At 38.0% G+C, this 26,347-nt stretch carries 21 protein-coding genes; 5 read left to right on the top strand and 16 right to left on the bottom strand.

Annotated features, from left to right (window positions below; translation table 11 throughout):
* Positions 1-200: 200 nt before the first annotated feature.
* The 10 genes from AC27GZ_RS12075 to AC27GZ_RS12120 all read right to left on the bottom strand — a co-directional run bounded on the left by AC27GZ_RS12075 (position 201) and on the right by AC27GZ_RS12120 (position 13,896).
* Positions 201-1,739, bottom strand: a complete 1,539-nt coding sequence (locus AC27GZ_RS12075) for a Na+/H+ antiporter NhaC family protein (RefSeq protein ID WP_487095394.1) — start codon at positions 1,737-1,739, stop codon at positions 201-203.
* The gene (folA, locus tag AC27GZ_RS12080) at positions 1,729-2,247 is read right to left on the bottom strand and encodes a type 3 dihydrofolate reductase (protein ID WP_487095396.1); all 519 of its coding nucleotides are present in this window, start codon (positions 2,245-2,247) and stop codon (positions 1,729-1,731) included. Before folA ends, AC27GZ_RS12075 begins: the two co-directional genes overlap by 11 nt.
* A gap of 91 nt (positions 2,248-2,338) precedes the next feature.
* Entirely contained in the window at positions 2,339-4,492 is a 2,154-nt protein-coding gene (feoB, locus tag AC27GZ_RS12085; protein ID WP_487095398.1) for a ferrous iron transport protein B, read from the bottom strand.
* A 30-nt stretch (positions 4,493-4,522) separates the two neighbouring features.
* Positions 4,523-4,747 (bottom strand): FeoA family protein, encoded by a 225-nt coding sequence (locus AC27GZ_RS12090; protein WP_487095400.1) that lies wholly within the window; start codon positions 4,745-4,747, stop codon positions 4,523-4,525.
* A gap of 258 nt (positions 4,748-5,005) precedes the next feature.
* Complete coding sequence (gene parC, locus AC27GZ_RS12095; protein WP_487095402.1) at positions 5,006-7,306, bottom strand: DNA topoisomerase IV subunit A; 2,301 nt, start codon at positions 7,304-7,306, stop codon at positions 5,006-5,008.
* 193 nt (positions 7,307-7,499) lie between these two features.
* Positions 7,500-8,774 (bottom strand): GGDEF domain-containing protein, encoded by a 1,275-nt coding sequence (locus AC27GZ_RS12100; RefSeq protein ID WP_487095404.1) that lies wholly within the window; start codon positions 8,772-8,774, stop codon positions 7,500-7,502.
* A complete protein-coding gene (locus tag AC27GZ_RS12105; RefSeq protein ID WP_487095406.1) occupies positions 8,765-10,690 on the bottom strand; it encodes a diguanylate cyclase in 1,926 nt (641 codons plus the stop codon). Before AC27GZ_RS12105 ends, AC27GZ_RS12100 begins: the two co-directional genes overlap by 10 nt.
* 419 nt (positions 10,691-11,109) lie before the next feature.
* Positions 11,110-12,390, bottom strand: coding sequence for a TRAP transporter large permease (locus tag AC27GZ_RS12110; RefSeq protein WP_487095407.1), 1,281 nt, complete (start codon positions 12,388-12,390; stop codon positions 11,110-11,112).
* Between the two features lie 2 nt (positions 12,391-12,392).
* On the bottom strand, positions 12,393-12,959 hold the full coding sequence (locus AC27GZ_RS12115; protein ID WP_487095408.1) for a TRAP transporter small permease: 567 nt from the start codon (positions 12,957-12,959) through the stop codon (positions 12,393-12,395).
* Positions 12,934-13,896: a sialic acid TRAP transporter substrate-binding protein SiaP gene (locus AC27GZ_RS12120; protein ID WP_487095409.1), complete on the bottom strand. Its 963-nt coding sequence runs from the start codon at positions 13,894-13,896 to the stop codon at positions 12,934-12,936. Before AC27GZ_RS12120 ends, AC27GZ_RS12115 begins: the two co-directional genes overlap by 26 nt.
* A 224-nt stretch (positions 13,897-14,120) precedes the next feature.
* Here AC27GZ_RS12120 and AC27GZ_RS12125 point away from each other — a divergent pair, with 224 nt between their 5' ends.
* Both AC27GZ_RS12125 and AC27GZ_RS12130 read left to right on the top strand, forming a co-directional pair.
* Complete coding sequence (locus AC27GZ_RS12125; protein WP_487095410.1) at positions 14,121-14,594, top strand: (2Fe-2S)-binding protein; 474 nt, start codon at positions 14,121-14,123, stop codon at positions 14,592-14,594.
* Entirely contained in the window at positions 14,594-16,837 is a 2,244-nt protein-coding gene (locus AC27GZ_RS12130) for a xanthine dehydrogenase family protein molybdopterin-binding subunit (RefSeq protein ID WP_487095412.1), read from the top strand. The genes AC27GZ_RS12125 and AC27GZ_RS12130 overlap by 1 nt, the downstream gene beginning before the upstream one ends.
* Before the next feature lie 356 nt (positions 16,838-17,193).
* Here the strand turns inward: AC27GZ_RS12130 and AC27GZ_RS12135 are convergent, their stop codons facing one another.
* Positions 17,194-18,336, bottom strand: coding sequence for a hypothetical protein (locus tag AC27GZ_RS12135; protein ID WP_487095413.1), 1,143 nt, complete (start codon positions 18,334-18,336; stop codon positions 17,194-17,196).
* 251 nt (positions 18,337-18,587) lie between these two features.
* Between AC27GZ_RS12135 and AC27GZ_RS12140 the strand changes: the two genes are divergently transcribed.
* Positions 18,588-20,009, top strand: a complete 1,422-nt coding sequence (locus AC27GZ_RS12140; RefSeq protein ID WP_487095414.1) for a hypothetical protein — start codon at positions 18,588-18,590, stop codon at positions 20,007-20,009.
* 195 nt (positions 20,010-20,204) lie between these two features.
* On the opposite strand, the gene parE is transcribed toward AC27GZ_RS12140, so the two are convergent.
* Both parE and AC27GZ_RS12150 read right to left on the bottom strand, forming a co-directional pair.
* Positions 20,205-22,097, bottom strand: coding sequence for a DNA topoisomerase IV subunit B (gene parE, locus AC27GZ_RS12145; RefSeq protein ID WP_487095415.1), 1,893 nt, complete (start codon positions 22,095-22,097; stop codon positions 20,205-20,207).
* A gap of 30 nt (positions 22,098-22,127) precedes the next feature.
* The gene (locus tag AC27GZ_RS12150) at positions 22,128-22,745 is read right to left on the bottom strand and encodes a YqiA/YcfP family alpha/beta fold hydrolase (protein WP_487095416.1); all 618 of its coding nucleotides are present in this window, start codon (positions 22,743-22,745) and stop codon (positions 22,128-22,130) included.
* Positions 22,746-22,864: 119 nt separating this feature from the next.
* Between AC27GZ_RS12150 and AC27GZ_RS12155 the strand changes: the two genes are divergently transcribed.
* Together AC27GZ_RS12155 and AC27GZ_RS12160 are read left to right on the top strand one after the other, a co-directional pair.
* Positions 22,865-23,836, top strand: a complete 972-nt coding sequence (locus AC27GZ_RS12155; RefSeq protein ID WP_487095417.1) for a helix-turn-helix domain-containing protein — start codon at positions 22,865-22,867, stop codon at positions 23,834-23,836.
* 17 nt (positions 23,837-23,853) lie between these two features.
* Positions 23,854-24,207, top strand: a complete 354-nt coding sequence (locus tag AC27GZ_RS12160) for a DnaJ domain-containing protein (protein ID WP_487095419.1) — start codon at positions 23,854-23,856, stop codon at positions 24,205-24,207.
* A gap of 16 nt (positions 24,208-24,223) precedes the next feature.
* On the opposite strand, the gene AC27GZ_RS12165 is transcribed toward AC27GZ_RS12160, so the two are convergent.
* Genes AC27GZ_RS12165 through AC27GZ_RS12175 form a run of 3 tightly spaced genes read right to left on the bottom strand, consistent with a single transcriptional unit; the run spans position 24,224 to position 26,188 of the window.
* Complete coding sequence (locus AC27GZ_RS12165) at positions 24,224-25,003, bottom strand: metallophosphoesterase (RefSeq protein ID WP_487095420.1); 780 nt, start codon at positions 25,001-25,003, stop codon at positions 24,224-24,226.
* Positions 25,004-25,042: 39 nt separating this feature from the next.
* Positions 25,043-25,534: a DUF1249 domain-containing protein gene (locus tag AC27GZ_RS12170; RefSeq protein ID WP_487095422.1), complete on the bottom strand. Its 492-nt coding sequence runs from the start codon at positions 25,532-25,534 to the stop codon at positions 25,043-25,045.
* Between the two features lie 33 nt (positions 25,535-25,567).
* On the bottom strand, positions 25,568-26,188 hold the full coding sequence (locus tag AC27GZ_RS12175; RefSeq protein WP_487095423.1) for an NUDIX domain-containing protein: 621 nt from the start codon (positions 26,186-26,188) through the stop codon (positions 25,568-25,570).
* Positions 26,189-26,347: the final 159 nt, after the last annotated feature.

The raw sequence follows: 26,347 nt of genomic DNA on the forward strand, positions 1-26,347 counted from the left end.
TACAAGACTATAAGTTCAAGCCACTTATGTAAAGTTAGAGGGTTTAAAAAAATGAAAACTATGATGGTAATTTTCCCTGCTAATTTCTGCATTAAAAAAGCGTATTTCATCACATATATCTTAGCAACAACAACCGTACTAACGCTCAAAGAATGGGTAATGTTTTCATAATCTCGAAGCACACATGCTGTTTTAAACTTCTAAGCAAATACCAAAACTGTTAACGTCCACAGTATTGCGGCTAACCCTGCCGCATAACTTGCTGGCACGATTTGAGATTTAACATGATCCATCATGTCACAGCCTGTCGTCATTGAACTTAAAATTGTGGTATCTGATATCGGTGAGCATTGATCACCGTACACACTGCCATTTAGCACAGTAGCAAAACATATCATCATAAATAACTCAGGGTTACTTACACCAGAACTCTGTGCAATTGCCCACGACAATGGCATTGCTAATGGAAAAGCAATAGCAAATGTTCCCCAGCTCGTGCCTGTAGAAAAAGCAATAAGCATAGCCATAACTTGCAGTACCACAGGTAACAACCAATAGGGTAATTGCTCACTCAATAATGATATTAAATACAGGCCACCACCAATTTGCTTGCTAATAGCGCCAATAGTGACCGCTAACACTAAGATCACAGAAGCAAGCACTACACCTTTAAGACCATTACCAAAACCATCAATCACATTTCCTAAAGACATGCCCTTAGCTAGCGCAATAAATGCACTGAGCATTAATGCTGCGCCAAACGCCCAGTTTATTTTAGGTGAACCTAAAAACATAAACGTTAAAACAGCAATAACAATTAATGCTACTAAAGGTAAAACAAACTCTAGAACGTGAGCTTTATAACCATCAGGCACATCACAGGTTTGTAGCTCTTTAGTACTTAAGGGCTTTGCGTTAGGCGCATCAAGTTCGCCAGTGGTTGCAGCACGTTGATGAGCTTCTTGAATACGCTTTCCTGAAAAAGTGGTGATATTAAGGCTTAATAATAACGTACCAATAACCGCCAAAATCCCATAAAAGCTAAAAGGTACTGCTGAAAAGAAAAATGCCAGCCTATCTGCCTCGGTCGCTAAAAAAGCAACTCCAGGGACAAACAATAATGCCTGCACATAAGCAGGCCAAGCATTAAAGGCAATAACAATCGCGATAGGAGATGCGGTGGAGTCAACAATATAACTCATTTCTTCATGGCTAATACCCGCTTTATCAGCCAAAGGGCGAACAGTTGTACCGACCAATACAGTACTCATTGTTCCGCCTTGGAAAAATAAAAGTCCTAAAAACCAAGTGACCAACTTAGCTGATCGTTGACCGCGCACAAAATGCTTAACCATATAATCTGCAAACGCTTGTGCCGCCCCTGTTTTTGACCAAACACCTAACAAACCACCCAGAAGCCACAGGTAAAGCAGTAGAATACCGGCAGTGCTCACTTGCGCCATAGAAGGAATTAAGATTTGATCGGTCAGATCATATTGACCCATCATAAATGCGCCTACCGCTATACCACTGATTAATGCCGTCAGAGGCTCGCGAGTAAGCCAAGATAAGATAATAGTAATAAAAGCAGGTAGTAGTGACCACAAGCCATAATGATAGCCAGAGTTAACTTCAATAGGCGCTACGTAAGAATTAACATATAAAGCGGAACAAACGCCAAAAAACAGAATAACTGCAGCAACAAACTGGCAATTAGCAAAGGCTAAATTAGCCTTCATTATTTACTCGTTGATAAACGCAAAAGTCTAAATCATAAGCATTTTTGTCATCGCAAGGACGAAAATCACTACTAACTTTTTCCCAACTTCCATCTTCATAAGATGGAAACTGAGTATCACCGTCAATAGCCGCTTTGATATGGGTTACATACAAACGGTCGGCATTAGGTAAACAATGACGATAAATAGCGCCACCGCCAATCACCATAATTTCTTCTACCGCATCGGTATTATTACTACCATCAACTAAGGCAAGAGCTTGCTCAACCGACGTTACAGTATCAACCCCTTGTGCGGTATAGTCAGCATCTCTTGAAATAACAATGTTTCGTCGCCCCGGTAGTGGTCTTCCAATAGACTCATAAGTTTTTCTTCCCATAATAACAGGTTTACCTAAGGTGACTTTTTTGAAGTAACTTAAGTCAGCGGGTAGATGCCACGGCATATCATTATCTTTACCAATAATATTATTATCAGCAGTAGCAACAATCATTGAAAGAATGGTCATGGAGATCCTAATTTTTTAAGCGATTAACTAACGGCTATTTTAACCTGTAAAACAGCCGTAAATAAAACAAAATTCTAGGATGAAAATCTCCTTAAGAATATGTTGTGACTACAGGAATGGTGAGAACTTTATTTGCTTTATGTTTGAGCCAGAAGTAAATGCCGAAAAAGCATAATACCACTAATGCGATTATCAAGCTTGAAGAGATAGGTGTAACCAACAAGCTACCTATTTGATAACAAATTGTTGCCGTCAAATACGCTAATGCGAAACTCCATAGTGCAGCAAAGCCAGCCCAACGGTTACCCACTTCATTTTTAATAGCCCCCATAGCGGCTACACAAGGCGTATAGAGTAAAATAAATAGCAAATAACTAAAGGCACCTAACTGACTAACAAAAGCTGTTTGCATGATTTGATAGGTGGTTAACTCAACTTCTTGCTCTTGTGCAACCACAGCCAAATCAGTTAAATCCCCCACTTCAATGCCGAGAGGGTCATCAGGTTCAATCCCTAACAAATTCTCCTGAATACTCATAATAGCCTCATGCCAACTATCCATTATTGAAGGTGCCCCTTCTTCATCGCCTGATTGAGGTGAATAAAGATTATTAAAAGTGGCTACCAACACTTCTTTAGCAAAAATTCCAGTAATAATGCCAACACCTGCCTGCCAATTATCTTCTTGAACGCCCATCGGGCTGAGTAATGGTGTCACCACTTTAGCTCCTTGACTTAAGACAGAGTTTTCACTGTCCTGATTGCCAAATGTGCCATCAGTACCAATAGAATTAAAAAAGTTTAGTAAACAGACAACAATAACAATGATTTTACCAGCGCCTTTTACGAAGCTGGCAGTACGTTGCCAGACCCGTTGAACTATCACACTCAGCTTGGGAAATTCATAACTAGGCAATTCCATGATATTCAATGAGCTTTTACCTGAAAGTACGGTTTTCTTTAATAACAGTCCGGTAAAAATCGCTGCAGCAATACCAATAAGATAAAGTAAAAAAACTAAGTTTTGACCATTTTCAGGAAAGAAAGCAGCAGCAAATAAGGCATAAACAGGTAAGCGAGCACCACAAGACATAAAGGGCGACATCATCACAGTGGTAATACGTTCTCGCTCACTATCTAAAACTCGAGTTGCCATAACAGCAGGTACAGTACAGCCAAAACCAACTATCAGTGGTACAAAGGCCTTACCAGGTAAGCCGATTTTCTGCATAACACTATCAACAACAAATGCTGCTCTGGCCAAATAACCCGAAGTTTCCAATATCAGCAAGCCAATAAATAAACAAACAATAACAGGAATAAAAGTCGCAACAGTTTGTATGCCTGCGCCGACACCCTCAACGATGGTTAACAGCCATTGAGGTAAGTCTAGCGGCGCAAGAAAGTGCAAAGGATAAGAAACGAATATTGTGCCGCTGAGAATATCAAAAAAATCAATAAAAGCGCCACCAACATTAATCGCAAACATGAAGAGTAAATACATCATGCCTAAAAATACTGGGACACCCGCGATTGGATGCAAAACAAAATTATCAAGCCGATCACTAAAGTTAATACTATGTGAAACACTAGCATTAGCGCGACTTAACATATCTAAAATATAATCTTGCTTAGCTTGAATACTGGTATTTCGCTCAGAAAAGTCTGTTTTTTTTATTTTATTACAGTCACTTAATTTAGGTAAAGAGTCAGTCAAGCCTTGCTCAAAAACAGCTAAAGCATCAGTTTTTTTGGCGCTTAAAATAAATACCGGACAACCTAGTTCTTCACTTAATTTATCTATATCAAGACTAAGTTCATCTTGCTTATCCACTTTATTAAGCACCACTATCATAGGAACGCCTAATTCAAGTAACTGCATCGTCAAATAAAGCTGTCTCGATAATTGATTAATATCAATAACATTAATCAAACAATCTATATGTTTTTCAGTGATAAACGCTTGAGAAATTGAAAGGTCTTCCCCCTGCTCTCCACGCTTTGTTAATGAACTTAAACCTGGTAAGTCAGACAGTGTTGCAGGTTGACCTTGTAGAGTAATCGACGACTGTTTACTGGCAACAGTAACACCAGAAAAGTTACCTACTTTTTGTTTTTTATCGGACAAGACATTGAATAAGGTACTTTTTCCTGAGTTTGCAAAACCCACTAAAGCAAAGTGTTTATTTTTTAAAGATAATAAAGGGGACTGTTCGTCATGCGAATCAGTATTACAACAACTCATAAAGGAAACTCATAAAAAATTATCAATAGTTTAAAGGCAAACTACTTTTATTTGCTCTGCAACAGAGCGCTGAAGACTTATTTTAGTATTATGTAATTTAAACGCGAGTGGACCATTAAAAGGCGCTTTATGGGCAAGCGTGACTTTAGTGCGTAAAGTAAAACCTTGTTCTAATAATTGAGATGCTAGGGTTTCATCAAGCGGTAAAGCACTAATTTTGGCTACCTGATTTTTACTTAAATCCACTAATGTCATGGCTTCACCTGTCTATTAACACAATTAAATCCTTAATAACCTAAGTACTATACGCAGTTAAAGTTAATGAGAATTACTATTATTAACGATTCTACACAAAGCGCTGAGCACTGACAATGAAAACAATGTTCATAAATAGGGGCTTTTGATAGGGATCAAGGAAGTATTCAAAAAAAACACTTTAAGGCGTAAGCCTCAAAGTGTTTTTGTTTTTAATCAGATGAAAAAATATCACTTATAAAAGTGTTTATTAGTCCACTAATCTTCGCTGCTATCAACTTCTTCTTGAGTTGCCTGTAATGGCGTAACAGCTTCAACAACTACCTTATCTACGCGCTGTAAGCCACGAGGAAGTTTATTTCCTCGACGCCCACGTTCACCACGATAATGCTCTATATCACTAGCTTTTAGGGTCAGTTTACGTTTTCCAGCATGTAAAGTCACCGCTGCGCCTTCAGGGACTATGGCTAATAAGGTTACAAACTCTTCACGAGATTTTGCTCGCGCTGAAGGAATATTTATGATTTTGTTACCTTTACCTTTGCTTAACATTGGCAAGTTTTTCACTGGAAAAACAAGCATTCTCCCTTCTGTAGTAATGGTTAAGCAACAATCGCTATCAATATCGTCAATCGTTTGTGGGGTCATGACCTTAGCAGCAGGCGGCAATGAAATCATCGCCTTACCATTTTTATTTCGTGAAATCATGTCACTGAAAGAGCTGATAAAGCCATAGCCTGCATCACTAACAAGCAAATACTTATCTTCATCGTTTGCCATAACGCAGTGCACAAATGTTTCGCCAGCAGACAAGTTGAAGCGCCCAGTTAATGGCTCACCTTGACTTCGGGCTGTCGGTAACGTGTGGGCATCAGTTGTGAAAGCTCGGCCAGATGAGTCAAAAAATGCTACCGGACGATTACTTCGCCCTTTTGCACTGCATAAATAACTGTCGCCTGCTTTATAGTTCATGGCCGCAGGATCAATATCATGTCCTTTAGCACAACGAGCCCAGCCTTTATCCGAAACAACAATGGTCACTGGTTCACTTGGTACTAAATCTTTTTGCGTTAATGCTTTTGCCTCACTACGCTCGACAAGTTTAGAGCGACGCTCATCACCATATTGTTCAGCCGCTGCCAAAATTTCTTTTTTCATCAGCGTGTTCATACGTGCTTTTGAATTAAGTACTTTTTCTAAATGCTCACGCTCTTTATTTAGTTCATCTTGCTCAGCTTTAATTTTTATTTCTTCAAGCTTAGCTAATTGGCGTAATTTGATTTCTAAAATAGCGTTTGCTTGAATTTCAGATAAACTAAACCGTGACATTAACTCTGCTTTTGGGTCATCAAAATTGCGAATAATTTCAATAACTTCATCAATATTAAGATAGGCAATTAATAAGCCATCTAAAATATGTAAACGAGCCAACACTTTGTCTAATCGGTACTGCAAACGACGACGCACAGTTTCACGACGATATTCTAACCATTCCGTTAAAATTTCACGCAAATTTTTCACCGCGGGTCGACTATCAAGACCTATCATATTGATGTTGACGCGGTAATTTTTTTCTAAATCGGTACTGGCGAATAAATGTTGCATTAATTGCTCAGTATCTACTCGGTTAGAGCGAGGCACAATCACTAATCGTACAGGGTTTTCATGATCAGACTCATCGCGAAGGTCTACCACCATAGGCAGCTTTTTCGCGGTCATTTGTGCCGCAATTTGTTCAAGTATTTTGCCGCCAGAAGCTTGATGAGGTAAAGCTGTAATAACAATATCACCCTGCTCAACGTCATATACGGCACGCATTTTTATGCTGCCTCGACCCGTTTGATAGATTTTTTCTATATCTGATTTCGGGGTAATAATCTCAGCATCGGTTGGATAATCTGGGCCTTGTACGTACTCTAATAAATCTGCAACCTCGGCTTTAGGTTGCTCAATTAAATGCACACAAGCATCAGCAATTTCACGGACATTATGAGGAGGAATATCGGTCGCCATACCAACAGCAATACCAGTTATGCCATTAAGTAAAATATGCGGCAAACGTGCGGGTAGTGTTTTTGGCTCTTTCATAGTGCCATCAAAGTTAGGCACCCAGTCAACGGTTCCTTGACCAAGCTCTGCTAACAGAATTTCACTAAAGCGAGATAAACGTGATTCGGTATAACGCATTGCCGCAAAAGATTTAGGATCGTCAGGCGCCCCCCAGTTACCTTGGCCATCAACCAAAGGATAACGATAAGAAAAAGGCTGTGCCATTAACACCATGGCTTCATAACAAGCACTATCACCGTGTGGATGAAATTTACCTAAAACATCACCAACTGTACGTGCAGACTTTTTATATTTAGCCGCGGCGGATAACCCCAACTCAGACATTGCATAAACAATACGTCTTTGTACCGGTTTAAGACCATCGCCAATATGAGGTAAGGCTCGATCCATAATGACATACATGGAGTAGTTTAAATAAGCTTCTTCAGTAAAGCGCCTTAAAGGAACTTGCTCAACACCATCGGGACTATATTCGAGTACATCAGACATGAAATGATTTTCCTAGTTTCGCTGGCAATATATCAAGCCTAAGCGAATTATTTTTCTTATAAAATTTTATCAACAGCAACAGCTTATCACTTTAAAAAAAATAGCAAAAGTGGAAAACATCATTATTAATGGTATGAATAAGCTATGGTTAAGCTATGATGTTTCCCAGATGACAATTTACGGCAATTTTACCTTATTGAATAAGTCGTCTTTCTTTTTCTTTTGCAATGGTTGCGTAATTTACCATTTGGTTTCTTCCTTGTTTTTTGGCTTGATACATAGCTAAATCCGCAGCATGCAATAAGTCATCAAACACGGCTGTGGTGTCGTTTATATTGGCAACACCGATACTTAATGTAATGGAGCGATCAATCCCTAAGTGAGCAAAACTATGTTGAGAAACTTTTTCAATTACTCTAACGGCAATTGCTCTTGCTTTATCTAAATCGGTATTAGGCAAAAGTACAACAAACTCTTCGCCACCTAATCGCGCAAATACATCTCGAGCACGCATCGTTTCATTCACTAAGTTTGCGATATCGATTAACACTAAATCACCAACTCGGTGTCCAAACTCATCATTTATTTGTTTAAAGTGATCAATATCAAACAGTAAAACACTCAATAACGTTTGTTGTTCAATACTACGCTTAACAAAGCCTTCCCCTTGTTTAAATAACTCTGCTCTATTTAGAAGCCCTGTTAAGCTATCCGTTTTACTCATGAATAATAACTTTTGCCTTACCTTCACTTGACGCAATAAAAGTAAAACAAAAACTAAAATACCACAAAAAATTAAAATAAAATTTCGCTGCTGACTTTCTTTCTGCCTATTCAACTCATCAAGTTGCAAAGCTTTCAATTTATTTTCATTAAGCAATAACTCGTTTGCTTCTTCTTTATGCACTATTTCATATTTTTCAGTGAGTTGAGCTTTGGTTTCATCACGCTGGGCATCTTTATAATCGTTAAATCGATCAATAAATAATTTTTTAGCGTGATACGCGTTTTCAAAGTCATTAGTGGCTACTAAGCTTTCAACTAAAACGAGATATAAATCGGCAAAAACAGGTAATACTAACTGTTGCTCAGCGATATGTACTTCCAAGCCTTTAGCTTGTGTTAATAGCAAAATAACGTCTTGATGTTGCTGAGCATGTTGCTTAACTCTAGCCTGTGTTAATAAAACTAAATACTGCTCGCCAGCATTAAATTGACTTATATCAGCATAGTGTCGCACTAGTTCTTGTTCAGCTTTTAGTGGCGAATGTTTCGAGAGAGCAAGTAAACTCAAGATATCGGGAGAAAGCTCATGACTAAGTTTTTTAACTGTTATTGCACGCTTCGAACCTTGCGGCGATGATTGCTCAATAATGATCTGATCGGCGCTGCTACTTCCAATAACGAGCAGTAAACTTAAGACTAAAAAAACGCCCTTGAGCACAAAACTGCTAGCTATCAACCGCATACTTTATTCCTGCCTTCTGATTTAGCTTTGTACAGCAAGGTATCAGCAACATTAATCACACCTTCAACATTAGCTTTTTCTTGTTTTGATAACTCACTCGTACAGGCAACACCAATACTGATAGTGATATTTACTTTTTGTTCAAGGTTTAGTTGAGATTGCCAGATAAATTCAGCCACTGATTTTCTATAGCGTTCAGCAATAATCAAGGCTTGCTGACGAGAAGTATTGGGCAATAACACCACAAACTCTTCACCACCAAATCGGCCATAAACATCCGTTTTTCGCATCATCTGCACGCCCAATCTTGCGACCAATTGAATAACTTTATCGCCAATAGCATGACCAAACTCATCGTTAATAGGTTTGAAGTTATCAATATCAATCATCAAAACACTCAGGTTTGAGCCTTTGTTTTTGGCTTGGTTAAACACTAGACGAGCGCTTTTCATTAAGCTTCTTCGGTTGGCAATTCCTGTTAGCATATCTATGCTAGACACCTTATGTAAACGGCGCTGCCCTTGTATTAACTTAATTAGTAACCATGCAAATAATAACGCAACTAAAGAAATTGAGATTAAATAATTGCGAAACTGTGCCTGTTCAGCAGCAGCATCTTTTAAGGCCATTTCTTGTAACTGGAATTTATTCTCTAATATTTTATTGTGTAGATCAGCTCGTTTTGCTTCAATTGTTAGGCGAACCTCAGCAACTGAACGGGTATGCTCCTGATTTAACAATATTTTTGTCTGCTCTAATCTCTGCTGTTGTAATTGAAATGCCTGCTTAAACTGTCCTAGTTTAAAATAAGTATCTGACTTTAAATTAATAATACTGATTTTATTTCCCATCAAAAAGCGTCCTAATGCCGCTTTCGATGCGAGAATATTTTCAACTTTCTCTATACTAATTAATGCCTCATCCAAGCGACCAAGCTCGTAAAGAACAAAAGCTTCATCGGTGGTAAACTGCAATTCAATACCTTCACGTTCAATGCTGCTTATATACTGCTTTGCCTTTAATAAATATTGGTAACTTTCTTCAAGCTCCGGTTGTGCTTTTTTTAAAAACGCCCAGGAAAGACCGGAATAGACGCTATACATAATTTCACTTTGCTCATCACCGCCTGATTCTTTGAGAATAGTGTGATAAGTACTGATCGCTTGTTCATACTTTTTGCTACTCAAATGGTTAGTGGCAATATTAACCAATGCATTTAACGATAAAGTGCTTTGATTGGCATTTTTATAATGCTGATAAGCTTGCCTGTAATAGCTCATTGATTGCTGGTTGCGATCTAAATACGCATATAGAATCCCCAACTCTGAGTTCACCGACCCTTTTAATTCTTCATCATCAGTTTGTTTGGCAATGTTGTAGGCATCATGTAATACCCGCAACGAGTTTTCGTAGCTATCCGTTAAATAATATATTGCCCCTAAATTAGTAAGGCCCGTAGCAATTAGTACTTTGTCATGAAAAGATTTAGCTACTTCTAAACCATTTTCATAATCTTGCATCGCTCCCTCTAAATCACCCAAGCTTTCTGCAGCAAAGCCTCGGTGATAAAGTAACTCGGCAATAATAATACTTGGACTAGCAAGTTGTTTAGCTAATGATAAACCCAGGTTTGCGCTTGTCTTGGCCAAGTGATATTGGGCTTGAAAGGTATAAATATCTGCAAGCAAATTATGATAAGCAATTTGCTGTTTAATGGTTAACTCTGCTAAATGCTCTTCATAGCGCTTTAATTGTCGAAACGCAATCAGCGCATTACCGTCAATGAGCTTTTCAATACTAACAATATCATCATCAAAATTAGCTAAAGCGATGGTATTATTAGCAACGCTTTCTCTAAGGCAAAATATAGCTATCAAGGATAGCAATATGATTTTGAATGATAACTGAGCTAACAAAAATACGTCCTGATTTTATAATAATTAACTAACCATAATTAGGCTGTTGCCCAATCAATAACATTAACTAATAAAGTGACGTTGAAAAGCGCTCTTAAGCTAAATATAGCAGAAGCAAATTTTAGTCTGTCTTGACGAGTTAATGATCAAGTCATTAAACATTATCATAAATCATTCTACTATTAATAATATAGTTAGCATTACCCTTCGTAATTTTATTATCTAACTTGAGGTTTGTATAAGTAATTGTGCAACACCTATTAAATCAAACACTTAGGGTTGGTTGATATTTCTAGCGAGGAATTTTTGCTGTATTCAAGGCAAATTTGCGCGTCAATAGCTGGTTTATTGCAAGTAAATTTAACGAAGAAGACAGTAAAAATTACCGCTTAAAACGCTTTGCTTATGCAAATCTCAAGTTATCTATATAAAAGTGTTGGTAACCACATTGAAAGCTGAGGAATAAAAGTAACCAATAACAGCACAATAACCAAGGGGATCAAAAAAGGAATGGTTGCTTTGGCGCACTCTTCAAATGGAACTTTTGAAACCCGAGAAAGCACGTATAGCACCATACCAACAGGTGGCGTTAATAAACCTATCATCAAGTTAAGGATCATAACGACACCAAAATGTACAGGGTCAATACCTAAGCTGATAGCAACAGGCAGTAATACCGGTGTTAAAATAGTGATAGCAGCAATAGTTTCCATAAAGCAACCAACAACAAATAAAATTAACGTGATCAACAATAACAGCGTAGTTTTACTTTCTGTGACCGTTAACATCCAAACTGAAAAATCTTCTGTAAAACGCTGGCTGGTTAAAACCCATGAAAAAATTGCCGCGCCCGCGATAATAAACAAAATAATACTGGTGGTTTCTATCGTTTCCATACTCACTTTAACCAGCTTTTGCCAAGTTAATGTTCGATAAACAACACCACCTAAAAATAATGCATAAACCGTTGCTGCAATAGCTGCTTCGGTTGCGGTAAAAATACCAAATAAAATACCGCCAATAATAATTGCTGGTGTCATTAAGGATAAAAAGGCTGCTTTAAATGTTCCCCCTAAACGCACAACACTAAAGCCGGCATCTTTAGGGTAGTTACGTTTTTTTGCGTAATAGGCCACTAGCACCATTAACGATAGCGCCATTAACAAACCCGGAATAAAGCCCGCCGCAAACAACTGCCCAATAGAGGCTCCCGCCATAACACCGTATATAATCATAGGTAAACTAGGCGGAATAATAGGACCAATAGTAGAAGAAGCCGCCGTGACACCCACAGAAAATCCAGCATCATAACCTTTGTCGCGCATTGCTTTAACTTCTATAGCTCCAAGACCGCCAGCATCTGCGACCGCGGCACCAGACATTCCTGCAAACATAATAGAAGCACTAATATTGACATGACCTAACCCGCCACGCATCCACCCCACCATAGCATTAGCAAAATCAAAAATTCTATGCGTTATCCCTGATGTATTCATCAGTGCACCGGCTAAGACAAAAAATGGAATAGACAATAAAGGAAAGCTATCCATCCCCCCAACCATGCGATGTAAAACTACCAATTCGGGTACTTGGCCATCAACTAAAACAGCAATTAACGCTGATCCCGCTAATGCAAAAGCCACAGGAAACCCTAAAATAATCATCACAAATAACGCTATAAAAAGTACCGCAATAATCATAATTAACTTTCAACCTTATCTGATGAGTGATTTTGTGAACTAGCGGCATCACGCCAAAGTGTTTTCATAAAGCCAATGCTACGTAATATCATGATAAATAAACTACCAAAAACAAAACCATATAAAACACTTACTGGCATGGGCAACGAAGCCATTTTATGGATATGGATAAGCGGTATAATCTGCCAAGCAAAAAAAGCTAAGATCATTAAAAACAATGTATTTATCAGCGCGATAACTTGAAACACGCCCTTAGAAACTTGCTCAGGCAGCCAGCGATGAAATAGCGACACAAAAATATGGCAATTTTTGCGAACGCCCATACAGCTCCCTAAAAACCCTAAACAAACCAACTGATAACGAGCCACTTCTTCAGTCCAACCTAAAGGTGCTTCAAAAACATACCGACTGACAAATTGAGCAAAAACGGTTACCGCTAATAACCAAAACAGAATGAACGCCAACCAGTCCTCAATTTTATATTCTTTAGCATTAAAGCTTTCATCATCATGCTGAAAATCGAATGTTGTATGTTCATCCACATTACTTGATGGCTTGTAAGCGCTCATAAAACTCTACTCCTAAAGATTCAATAACCGCTTTATGCGACGATAAGGTTTGTGCTCTAAATAAGCTTCTATCTACAGCAATAACTTCAACTCCTTGAGTCTGAAACCATGCAACTAATTCCTTTTCTGCTCGGTAAGTATCCGTAGAAACACCTTCTGCGGCCTGCTTAAGAACTCGTTCGAAAATAACTTTGTCTGGCTCAGACAATTCATTCCATAAACGATCGCTGGCAACCGTCAATATGGCACCTTGTAAGTGGCCTGTTAAACTAATGTATTTTTGTACTTCATAAAACTTTTTCGCTTTAATCGTAGGTAAAGGATTTTCTTGCGCGTCAACAACACCTTGTTGAAGTGCTAAGTACACTTCAGAAAAGGCAATCGGACTTGGGTTAGCCCCAACAGCTAAAGGGAACATTTTAAAGATAGTGGCATTTGGCACTCGCAATTTAAGCCCTTTCATATCTTCAGGCGTAGTCACTTTTTTATTAGACGTTAAATGACGCTGGCCATAATAACTATTGGCAACAATATGATTGCCATTAGATGCGGCCTTATACCCCTTAGCAAGATCATTAAAAAGCGCACTATAATTAGCCCGCTGCCAATGTTCAAAATCCCTAAAAACATAAGGTAAATCAGACAAACCTATAGGCGGGTACGTTTGCGCTGCAAAGCTGGTACCGGTATAAATTAAATCGACAGTGCCCAAACTTAAACTTTGGTTTAACTCAGCCTCTTTCCCTAATATAGAGACAGGAAAAACATCAATTTCATACCGTCCCTGTGTTTGCGTTTTGATTTCACCCGCTGCCCATAATGCCCATTTATGCAATGGCTCTGAACTTTCATAAACATGTGCCCATGTTAAATGACGGGCTTTATTTTCATTAGCAACCGCTGATTTTGTTAAATTTAAAATGACAATTGTTAACAAAATAGAGTATCTTATAAGTATGCATCGTAAACAAAAAGACAGATTTACATTAAAAAACAGTAACATATAATGATTTGGTTTTGTTTGTGATTTTTTGTATAAACATTAAGACATCATAAAACAAAAAAATCAACTCATAACAACAAGAGAATTCAGTTATGCTTACCTATGATGAACTATGCTTAGATGTACTTTTAACCTAACCAAGATTGCGGACTAACACTATGCTAAAACTTAATATTAACGATGAAATTCATCACCTAGATGTGCCAAGCGACATGCCTATTTTGTGGGTATTAAGAGATCTACTTAAAAAAACAGGCACAAAATTTGGTTGTGGCAAGGGGCAATGTGGTGCATGTACAGTACATATTAATGGTGAAGCAATACGATCTTGCATTACTCCTATAGTAGTCGCAAAGGACGCTAAAATTACCACTATTGAAGGGGTAAACCCTGGTGGCGAACACCCAATTCAAATAGCATGGCAGGAAAATAACGTACCACAATGCGGATACTGTCAGTCAGGGCAAATCATGAGCGCACTGACATTATTAAAAACAAATGCCTCCCCTACCGATAATGATATCGAGCAACATATGCAAGGCAATATTTGTCGCTGTGGCACTTACCCACGTATTAAAAAAGCAATAAAGCAAGCAGCTAAAGTAATAGCCTCAACACAAGGAGATAAATAATGGATACATTAAAATTATCTCGTCGTGAATTTTTAACTTATTCTGGTATAACAAGCGCTGGGTTAATTCTTGGCTGTAATACGCAAGCATTATCAGCCAATAAATTTGAACAAAGCATGGCCAGTAACAGGTTGAATTTATTTGTTGCCATTCATACCGACAATACTGTTGAAATCGTTAGCCACCGCGTTGAAATGGGGCAAGGGTCTAAAACAGGCATTCCACAAATTATCGCCGACGAGCTTGAAGCGAGTTGGGATAAGGTAAAAGTAATACAAGGGTTGGGTAACAAAGCTTACGGAAATCAAAACACCGATGGTTCAACCAGCATCCGTAAATTCTATAGCAAATTACGTGAAATGGGTGCCTCTGCTCGCTTAATGTTAGAACAGGCTGCAGCCAATTTTTGGCAAATCCCCGTTACTGATGTTTATGCTAAGGACCACCACGTAGTAAATAAGCAAAACGGAAAATCATTATCCTTTGGCGATCTTGCGGAATTAGCCAGTAAGTTACCTTTACCTGAAACTACCAGTTTAACGTTTAAATCACCTGAGCAGTTTAACTATATTGGCAAACCTGTCCCTATTGTAGACTTACATGACATTATCACTGGCAATACCGAATTTGGCATTGATGTAGACATGCCTAACATGCTAATCGCCTCGATTGAACGTTGCCCAGTTATCCACGGTAAAGTCATTGATTTTGATGCCAGCGAGGCGTTAAAAGTGCCTGGTGTTGTTGATGTCATCGCCATGCCAGCAACTCCAGAAACGGTTGTGTATTTTCCCTTAAATGGTATTGCCGTACTGGCAACCAACACGTGGGCTGCGCAACAAGGTAGAAAAGCCCTGAAGATCAATTGGGATTTAGGAAAGAATAAGCAGCAAAACTCTACTGAAAACTTTGAAGTTTTTAAGAAAAACCTAGCTAACGCACCTGAAACCGTTGGCGTAAAAGGTGATGTAAACACAGCGTTTGACCAAGCAGAACAAATCATTGAAGCTCAATATAAAACACCATACTTAGTCCATGCTCCCATGGAGCCTCCAATGGCTACAGCATGGTTTCATGACGGTATTTGTGAAGTGAAAGCTTGCGTTCAAGATCCGCAATCAGTTATGCAGAATGCTGCTGGTTTAATGAAGTTGCCAGTGGAAACCTTTGTGGTTGAGCCCACCTTATTAGGAGGCGCATTTGGCAGAAAATCAAAAACTGACTTTACCAACGAAGCCATCTTTCTTGCAGATAAAACAAAACGTCCCGTGAAAGTGGTATGGACACGTGAAGACGATATTCAATTAGGCTATTACCACGCTGGCGCTATTGAAAACTTGAAGGCTGGGGTTAACAAACAAGGAAAAATCACCGCATGGCAGCAGCAAGTAGCTTACCCTACAATTGCATCAACCTTTAATCACCAAGCTAACAGTCCACAAGACTTTGAGCTAAGTTTAGGTTTTGCCGACTTTGCCTACGATATTGACCATGTATTAATGCAAAAGGCTCAAGCAGAAGCTCCCGTTAGAATCGGCTGGATGCGTTCAGTATGTAATATTCAACATGCTTTTGCCCTGAATAGCTTTATAGATGAAGTTGCTCATCATACCAAAACACCAACCGCTGATTTAATGCTATCGACATTAGGTGCTGATAGAAATATTGACTTTAAAAAAGAGTATGGCTTTAACTTTTCAAATTATGGTGATGACTTTACACGTCATCCCTATTCCACTGTGCGATATCGCCGAGTATTAACAGAGTTAATAGCCAAGACGCCTATAAAAACCTCTTTACCTAAAGGGCAAGGATGGGGAATTGCTGTTCACCGCAGTTTTGTTAGCTATGTTGCCGTCGCTACAAAGGTAGAAGTTAAAAATAACAAGCTCAAGGTAAAAGAAATACACTGTGCAATTGATTGCGGCCTAGCCGTTAACCCTGATCGCGTAGTATCTCAAATGGAAGGGGCGATGATATTTGGAGTATCCATCGCGTTAATGGGAAACATTGATATTGAAAACGGTGCGGTTGTGCAATCAAACTATCATGACTACCCGGTAACCCGTATCAATCAATCTCCCGACATTACCGTGCATATTGTTGGCTCAGGGGAAAACTATCCCGGTGGAGTTGGGGAACCGGGCGTTCCACCTGTAGCACCAAGCATAACTAACGCCGTCTTTGCCGCGACAGGTAAACGCTATCGAGCATTACCATTAAACCAATACTTAACGGTGTAAGTTATGTGCAAAGGTATTAAGCGCTTCAATAAAAACGTTTAATACCTTTGTTTATCTTTAAGTAAATTTAGCTGACTTAGCCATTAGCGTGTTCATAAGGTAAGTTAATGTCTCTTAAAGCATAAAGTGACAAAATTGAATCTCTACAGCCGCTGATTTACTTATATTCATTTTTTCACCTCTTAAAAGTAAACATGTGTATTGTCAAGAACACACCAAAATAAAGCATTTGCTGTCAAAGAATTTAAATTCTATATACTAGCGCTATTTCCAGACTAGTTAAGAGGAATTACTGATGCACAAAGATTAGATTAATTTTTGTGTGATGAGACCGACAGCCTGCCTTGATAATCACACTAATTCTCATTAATGTGATTAACTGCTTGATCACTCCATACTTGGCAGCTCCTCGTCATTTCACTCGTAGCATAACGGCCTATAATTTTACGGCATGTATCTACACTGGTTTTAAGCGCTTGTATATAAACCTTAGAAGATGCTTGTACTTCTAGTATAATGCTCGTATACCTTCGTTCAAAACCTAGAAGCACATCATTGTAATAATCAATTTGAATCCCTATCGAAGCTAAGCACTTCTTTCTATCTTCTAAAAAAAACTTGTCATTACACTGCTTTTCAATTTGTAACCTTTTTAACCTATTATGTTCTGCCTTCAAAGCTGAACCCCGTGCAGGCCCACTAGTTATATCTATATTATCGAAGAAAGGTGAAGGAGCCTCACTTTCAATAGATAACTTCATATCCATTTTTTCTTTAAAAGCCTTGACTGCTATATTGGCATCAATCGTGTTTTCGAAAAATACCAAGTAATTACTCATCGTTTCAAAATACCCTTTTGATGATGCTATGTAATCACTAGCATTCTTTATAAAGTAGCCCGTATAGGCTTTATCGCATTCTTTAATACCGTCTAATTTACACGCCTTTAAATGCAATGCCTTATGTTTTTTAGGAAAGTCTTTTTGTTGGAATCCTTTCGCCAACCCCATACAGTCCAGCGATACTTGACATTTATCGAGCAATTCTTTCAGCTCTTTTTTCTCTATAATTATAGCAGCATCTCTTTCTTTTTTTATCCTTTTAAGCTCAGCTACTTTTCTGGCATGAACAGCATCTTTCTCTTTTTTAATAAGTAATAATTTTTTATCAACTTTAATCAAAAATGAAGACACTTCCCTTGCTAAAGCATCTTTAGAGTTGAAACCAAAAAACACATCAATTTCTGCTCTTGCTTCAATAAACTTTTCTTGCTCAAAGTAAGTTTTCACTTTTAATGCGGAAAGAAGCGCATTGCTTTTGCCTAATAAAGACTCTACTTTATCAATCGCAGTTAAAACGTCGTCATATTGCCCATTATCAAAAGCTTCTTGTGCAGCAAAGAAATAGGCTTTAGCTTGATTGTTTTTTGATGATTGTCCGTAAGAGTGAAATGAAAATACCAGTAGAGGGAAAAGTAATATTAATATTATTTTTTTCATTGATAAATTCCGTTCAATACGCTTTCTATAGACTTAATGAAGTGTCAAATACTTAGCACGAACTTTCGTGTTGCATTTATGTAAAACTCATTTAATACTATCATATACTTGTTAAAAGGCCATTGAATATAATTGCCGTATTTAGTGCAAAAAAGAAATTCCAATGAGTTACATTTTACTCATACTATTTATACGCCATTAACCCCTCCTACAAAATATCATTTCTGTGATCGCAAAATAAGGTCTAAATAATGAAAAAAAATATAGCTCTACTGTTTTTTATGTTTAGTACAATATTGCTACACTCTAAGGTATATGCTGACTGTTCCAAACATAAAAAGAGTTGTATAGGGGCAGGTTGTGAAATGTCTAATGCCAAATACAAGCAGTGCATTAGCGATGAAAAAAATAAAGCGGCAACTTCCACCAACACATCAGGAAGAAGAATTATTGTAAGAGGCTCAACAAGCAGTTATTTACAAGAAGAAGCTTTCAATGGGATTTACTTTGATTTTAATTATCGTTACAAAATGGAGTTATGGACATTGCTCGGTGAGCCTGTAGTCACTTGTAATGTCATTTGGGAGCCGAAAAATAGTGCTTCATATACATTTAAAGATACGACAGATTCAGGTTTATCTGTAAGCGTTCCAATCTCAGAACTCGAAACTATACCAAAAGTAACTGACATAGAGTTGCTGATCCCAATCCAAAAGATCAAAGGAAACTTTACCACCACCAATTACGTAAAATGCGATGGTGGTGCTATGGGTTCTGCTGGAAAAGTGAACTTTACCACGCCTGAAAGCCCTGCATGGGACAAAATTTTGGCAACAAATTCAGGAAAGCTAAGTTCACAAAATAATTTCATCAACCTAACCTATTCATATATTCCTGCTCCTGATGCCAAAACTATAATTAAGAACATGAAAAATAATAATGACGGTGTTGTTATTGATGACGGTGCACAAATTTTAAAAGCTACGTTTAATGTTTCGGCCTATCATGATTGGTTACGAAAGAAGAAAGAAGACGATGGTTTTTGGGAAGGTAAGGAGGAGATTAAAAATAACAATAAAGGTCAAGAAAGTTCAGCTGACGACGATGCTTTCTGGTCAGGAGAAATCGAACAAAATACAAAACAGGAAGTTTCAGATGACGCTTTTTGGGAAGGTGAAACTTCAAATTCGAGTAATGATAGTGAATTTTGGAGTGGCGGTGCACCTAACGACTCAGCTGATTTTGAAATTAAAACGGAAGGTAATAAACAAGGGGTTGTTGCGAAGGGTGGTAAAGTACTTATTCCTTTTAAAGAGTGGACGGTGATTTCGTACAAATCTGGCTTTGCTAAAGTGACTAAGAAAGAAGTGTATCCGGAAAATACACCTCGCTGTATTAAAGAAGGATATGCCTACGACAAGTTTTATGTAACTGTTGATTTAGCTAAAGAAGGACTAGTGGATAAAACCGGGGAATGGCTCACCCCTCCCAGCGACACTATTAGAGCTAACGTCAGAAGAGTAGGTTGGATAGGCCTTACCTTGGGAAGTGGACCTAATGCCGAAGCTCGCAGAAAGGAAGCTCGTTTTAACCGAAGCTGTATTGAACGAATGGAACATGCAAAAGGCCGAATACTTAATGAATATCTAGGCAAAGGTTACGTTACTAAATAGGCTTCAAATGCAATAGTTATTGTTGAAAAAAAGTGCAAACCACCCCTATCTTAAGTGTGTGGTATAGATAAAGACCGAGGGGTTTCACAAGATAATAATGCGAATTTCTGTCTCACAACCATAGGGATGTATGAGAATAATTCCCTATGATTTATAACGAGAAGTATTGACAGGTAATGATTTACGTTACATAAGTTAAACAACAGCCATATCACCTTTGGTTTGCAACCACTCTTTGCGATCACCTGAGCGCTTTTTCGAAAGTAACATGTCCATCACTTCAATAGTCTCACCATGCTCTTCATCAATAGCGGTCAACTGTACTAAGCGACGGGTGTTAACATCCATGGTGGTTTCTCTTAGCTGTAGCGGGTTCATTTCACCCAAGCCTTTAAAGCGTTGAACATTAACTTTGCCACGCTTTTTCTCTGCTTCAATTCTATCGAGTACACCGTCTTTTTCTGCTTCATCTAACGCGTAGAAAACTTCTTTGCCAACATCAATCCGATAAAGTGGCGGCATAGCTACATAAACATGACCTGCTTGAACTAACGGTAAGAAATGCTGGGTGAATAATGCACATAACAAGGTGGCAATATGTAATCCATCAGAGTCAGCATCGGCTAAAATACAAATTTTACCGTAGCGTAATTCTGACAAATCATCACTGTCTGGATCAATCCCTAAGGCAACAGAGATATCATGTACTTCTTGCGATGCAAGTATTTGCCCTGAATCAACTTCCCACGTGTTCAATATTTTTCCACGTAATGGCATTATCGCTTGTGTTTCACGATCTCGTGCTTGTTTGGCACTACCACCAGCAGAGTCACCTTCCACTAAAAACAATTCTGTGCGAGATAAGTCCTGACTGCCACAATCAGTTAACTTTCCGGGTAATGCTGGGCCTTGAGTAATTTTTTTGCGAACGACTTTTTTACTGGCTCGCATACGTTTTTGTGCATTACTGATACAAAATTCCGCTAACGCTTCAGCAATTTCAGTGTGCTCATTAAGCCATAAACTAAAAGCATCTTTCACCACCCCTGTTACAAAAGCAGCACATTGACGTGAAGATAATCGCTCTTTAGTTTGTCCAGCAAACTGTGGATCTTGCATTTTAATCGACAGAATATAGCTACACTTATCCCAAACATCGTCAGGTGTTAACTTAACACCACGTGGGATCAGGTTTCGAAACTCACAAAATTCACGCATTGATTCAAGTAAACCTTGGCGCAAACCATTGACATGCGTACCACCTGCAATAGTTGGGATCAAATTTACATAGCTTTCACCGATACCTTCACCACCTTCAGGAAGCCAAGTAACCGCCCAATCTGCTGCTTCATTTTGAGCTGAAAACGTGCCAATAAAAGGTTGCTCTGGCAAGCTAACATAATCTTTTACTGATTCTTTTAAATAATCAGTTAAGCCGTCTTCATAACACCATTGATACTTTTGATTTTCTATTTTGTCATGAAACTTTATGGTAAGACCGGGACATAAAACGGCTTTAGCTTTTAATAAATGTGTTAAACGTTTAACTGAAAACTTTGCTGAGTCAAAATAGCTAGCATCAGGCCAAAACTTAACGCGGGTACCTGTGTTACGTTTTCCAACAGTACCTGTTTCCGTTAACTCCTCTACCTTCTCACCATTTTCAAAAGCCATTTCATAGACTTTGCTGTCTCTTTTTACAGTAACATCAACACGCGTTGATAAAGCATTGACGACTGAAATACCTACACCATGCAAGCCACCTGAAAACTGATAGTTTTTATTAGAGAACTTACCGCCAGCATGCAGTTTACAAAAAATCAGTTCAACCCCTGAAACCCCTTCTTCAGGATGAATATCGGTTGGCATTCCTCGGCCATCATCAACAATTTCCAAAGATTGATCTTTATCTAACACCACTAATATATTTTGTGCATGCCCTGCTAACGCTTCATCTACTGAGTTATCGATAACTTCCTGACCAAGATGGTTAGGTCGACTTGTATCGGTATACATGCCTGGGCGATGACGAACGGGATCTAAGCCACTTAGTACTTCAATGGAGTCTGAATTATATTGATCAGTCATGGTGTTGTTTCTTTGTATATGTTTTTATTGTCAAATAGTTGTTATTTTTGTTGTGCTTGCAAGTTGGAAAAATTCAGCAATTATGGGTAGTTTACTGTCGAAGTCGATAAAACTATGATCGCCTCCCTGCTCTACAACAAGCTGACAGTGCTGGTACTTTTCAACAGCTTGTTGATAATCTAACACTTCATCACCTGTTTGTACCATAACTAGGTAATTATTTTTTTCTCTGCTATCAATTTTTGGTGCCTTGACCTCAATCTCCCTTAGATCATCCATGTAACTTGAGGTGACTTGATACGTAATTCCAGTGTAAGGGTTTTCCTGTTGGCCAATATAATCTTCTAGCAATTCATAAGGCTTAACAGCAGGGTTTACCAACACCGCCAAAGCTTGATATTTATTGGCAAGATAATGCGAAAAATAGCCACCTAGTGATGACCCTATTAACAACCAAATGCTGTCAGCGCTTTTACTTTCAATAATAGCTTCTAATTGTGAAATAGCCGCTTTAGGGGAGTTCTCAAGCTGCGGGCAATAAAAATTTATTTCAGGGTATTTTGATGCGATAAATGCTTTTGTTTGCTCTGCTTTAACAGATAAAGGAGATGAGTTAAATCCATGAATATATAATATATTTACTGACATTTTACCGAGAATAATTGTGATAGCACTTAGCTAGAGTTTATCACTATTGAGACAAAAACAACCATTAAAATATTTAGGTCAGGTCTTGTATTCAATGTTAAAGCTGATATGGTTAATTTATGAGCAGACCATTAAGAATTGAAGAAGCTGATAATTATTACTACGTAAGAAATTACGGTAGGAAAGGCGTTAATGTCTTTAAGGATACTTCAGATAAAACACTGTTTCTCCAGTTATTAATAGAGAACTGCCAAAGATATTCTATTGATTGTCATAGCTACACTTTGTTATCGGGTGAATTTCACCTCTTACTACATATTAGCCAAACAAATTTAGCGCGTTTTATGCGACAGCTCAGTGGCATTTACACCCAAAGCTATAACAAAAAATATCAACTTAACGGCTCGTTATTTAAAGGGCGTTATCAATCAAGTTTGCTTGAGCCAACAAACATTCCCTTGTGGGTGTCTTTATTTATTCATCAGTTATTTAAACTTAACTCGCTTGAACACCAACCAATTGTCAGTTCAAGTTACGAACATTATTGCCAACACACTGATGAAAAATTTCCAGTAACTCATCAGCTATATCAACAATTAGACATTTTACACCCCAATATATCTTACCCAGAATTTCTACAAACACGGATTCCAAGTTCAGTTGCAACATTAGTAAACAAACAACACTTACCCGCCATTATTGGTAGCTATGCTTTTAGGCGACAATATCAACATTTACTTGAAAATAGTTCAGTGGAATGCTGTGCGTTTTCTAGGTTAAAGCTCAACGAAAGTATCAACGAAATTGTTAACTGCACCGCCAAAGCTTTTCAGCTACCTAAATCACGAATACTAAAAGCGCAATACGGGCACGCCAACGATAGCAATGCTAGAAACATGGCAATGTTTTTATGTCAGCTGCATACCAATATGACCTTAAAGGAAATCGCTAAAGCTTTCAGTATTGGTCATTATGCCTCTGTTTCTAATAGAATTTCTCACTTTAAAAAAACGCTAAAAAGACAAGTATCACTTCAACAAAGTGTGGAACAAGTGAGCAAAACAATACTAGATAAACTAACAACACAATAAATAGCTAAGGGGTCATTATGAACAGCTTAACCAACGCTAAAACTGTCGCAGAACTTAAAGGGAATTACCGTAAACTTGCTAATCGCTATCACCCTGATAGAGGGGGAAATACTATGATTATGCAAAAAATCAACACCCTCTATAAAGAGTTACTGTCATCTTTAAAAGCAACTCATTATGATGATTTTACTGATGTGAAAGTTGGTATGACTGTCTATGTTAACGGGACAGAATGTGAGGTGTTAGCAACCTATAAAGATACCTTCAGAGTGATTGCCGTGGGAAGAACACGACAAGCTCAATTTTACAAAGACACAGGTATTGGTCGTTTTAACCCTAAGTTTGTGGCGAGATATAACAAACCGCATTAATTGTTTAGGTTATCAGTTAAATTGTCACTATTTCACTATCAAGTTTACCGTCAGCAAACAGCTGAAATAACCGGTAGCTAGGTGGCACATTTAATGAGCTAACAGTGGATTTACTTGGGTCAAAAGCGATAGAAGTGGCTGGACAAGTATATAAATCAACACTTTGCTCTGCTCGTGAAGAAAATTTAGCAATAAATTTACCTTGATGAACATGACCGCATGCAAGTGCATTAATGTGAAAATCAGCTTGTTGTAATTCGTTGATAGCTTGCCAAAATTCGTCTTGATTTGTTAAACCATGCCTATCAATAAAATAACCGACATCAATAGGGTGATGATGCATCATCAGCAGTTGATATTTGTTTTTATCCATAGTGTTTTTGAGCGTTGCAAGCTCCTCAGCCCTCACCTGCCCCGCTGGCGTGTCACTTTTGCTATTGAGTAAATGTATTTGCCATTCGGTAGTATCAATCACTTTAGCAGAGTTAAATAAAGGAGACGTTAAGTACTTGGTCAGTAATTGCGGCTCATCATGGTTTCCCGCTAAAAAGAAAACTGCTTTTTTCAGCTTTGCTTGTTGAATAAGCTGAGCAAAATGACGATAAGACTGTTCAGAATGATCTTGGCTTAAGTCACCAGTAAAAATAACAACATCTATCTCTGGTTTGCCAGCTATGCTAGTTAATACCTGTTGTAAGTGCTGATAAACATTCGCACCATGATGCAAGCCATCTACATCAGAAAACAAGTGGCAGTCACTGAATTGAGCTACCACTAATGGCTTAGCAATATTCATGGTTTTCTTCATTTGGTTTTTATTTAAGTCTTGTTTTAGTTAATTATTTATGGATAAAGGCACTTTTACTTGCCCCATATCCAAACATAAGTGTAGCCACTCGTTAAGAAACTGATTTATTTGCTGCTTTTCGTCTTGTTGGTGCATTTTTTTATTCGGGTAATCGTAACGGGGTTTTACTTGGTGGATATCTTGACTGCTGATAACTTCCGCCATTCGTGCATCATGATACAAGCGAATAATCATACGAGGATGGAATACGCTAGATAACCTAGCCGTATTTGAGCACGTTGTTTTAACAGACTCCTGCTCAAAGGTAATCAGTGATGTGTATCGGGTCACTTCATTCACTGTTACTTTATAAGCTAAATGTTCATTGATAAAAAATCGACGCTGTTCGCCTAATTGAGTTTGCTCTGCCTGTACTTTTAGTAGTAAAAAGTAATTATTCGCACACAAAGACATCAAACTAACCAGGTTAGGTTGATAGCCTTTTTTACGCTTTACTTTACTATCAGGAAAAAAGCTCACTATTTAACGGCCTTATATGGTTGATTAAACAAACTACAAATGTTGATAATTTAATGCTAACCATTGTAAGCCAATTATCGTTGAAGCGTTACTAATTTTACCTTCCGCTAATAATGCCAACGCCTCTTTACGTGAAACCAAGTGTAACAAAATATCTTCATTTTCCTCTACTAAACCAAAGACACTACCGCTAACAACCTGATTACTATCAAATTTAGCCAAATACAAATGAATGCACTCACTCATACCGCCAGGGCTAGAAAGGTACTTCATCACAGGCGATAAAGATTCTGCCGTAATATCAATATTGGCTTCTTCTTTCGTTTCACGAATAGCAACCTCTATTGGGGTTTCATCTTCATCAAACATACCTGCAACAAACTCTAACATCCAAGGAGTGTCACCTGCTCTAATAGCGCCTGCTCTAAATTGCTCCAATAATAAAACTTTATCTTTTTCGGCATCATAAAGGATCACAACCACAGCATCGCCCCGCTCAAAAACTTCGCGAGTAAACACTTGGCTTGAGCCACCAGAATATAGCTTATGACTGACTTTATATTCGTTTAATTTAAAAAAGCCTTGATACTTATTTTCCAATGCCAAAATATGGGTATCAGTTTTTGAAAATTGTAATATTTCAGTATTCTTCATAAATACTCTCTTTTTAAAAATAATTTGTTACACTAGTAAACACTTATTTTATTTGGTTAATTTAAAAATCGATGTAGGATGTTGCATTAAAATAGCAATAATAGATTTTAATAACCATTTTATAATAAAAATGCGCAACACCTGAACATTAGTACCAAG

Source organism: Colwellia sp. SU-HH00943, from assembly GCF_057546125.1.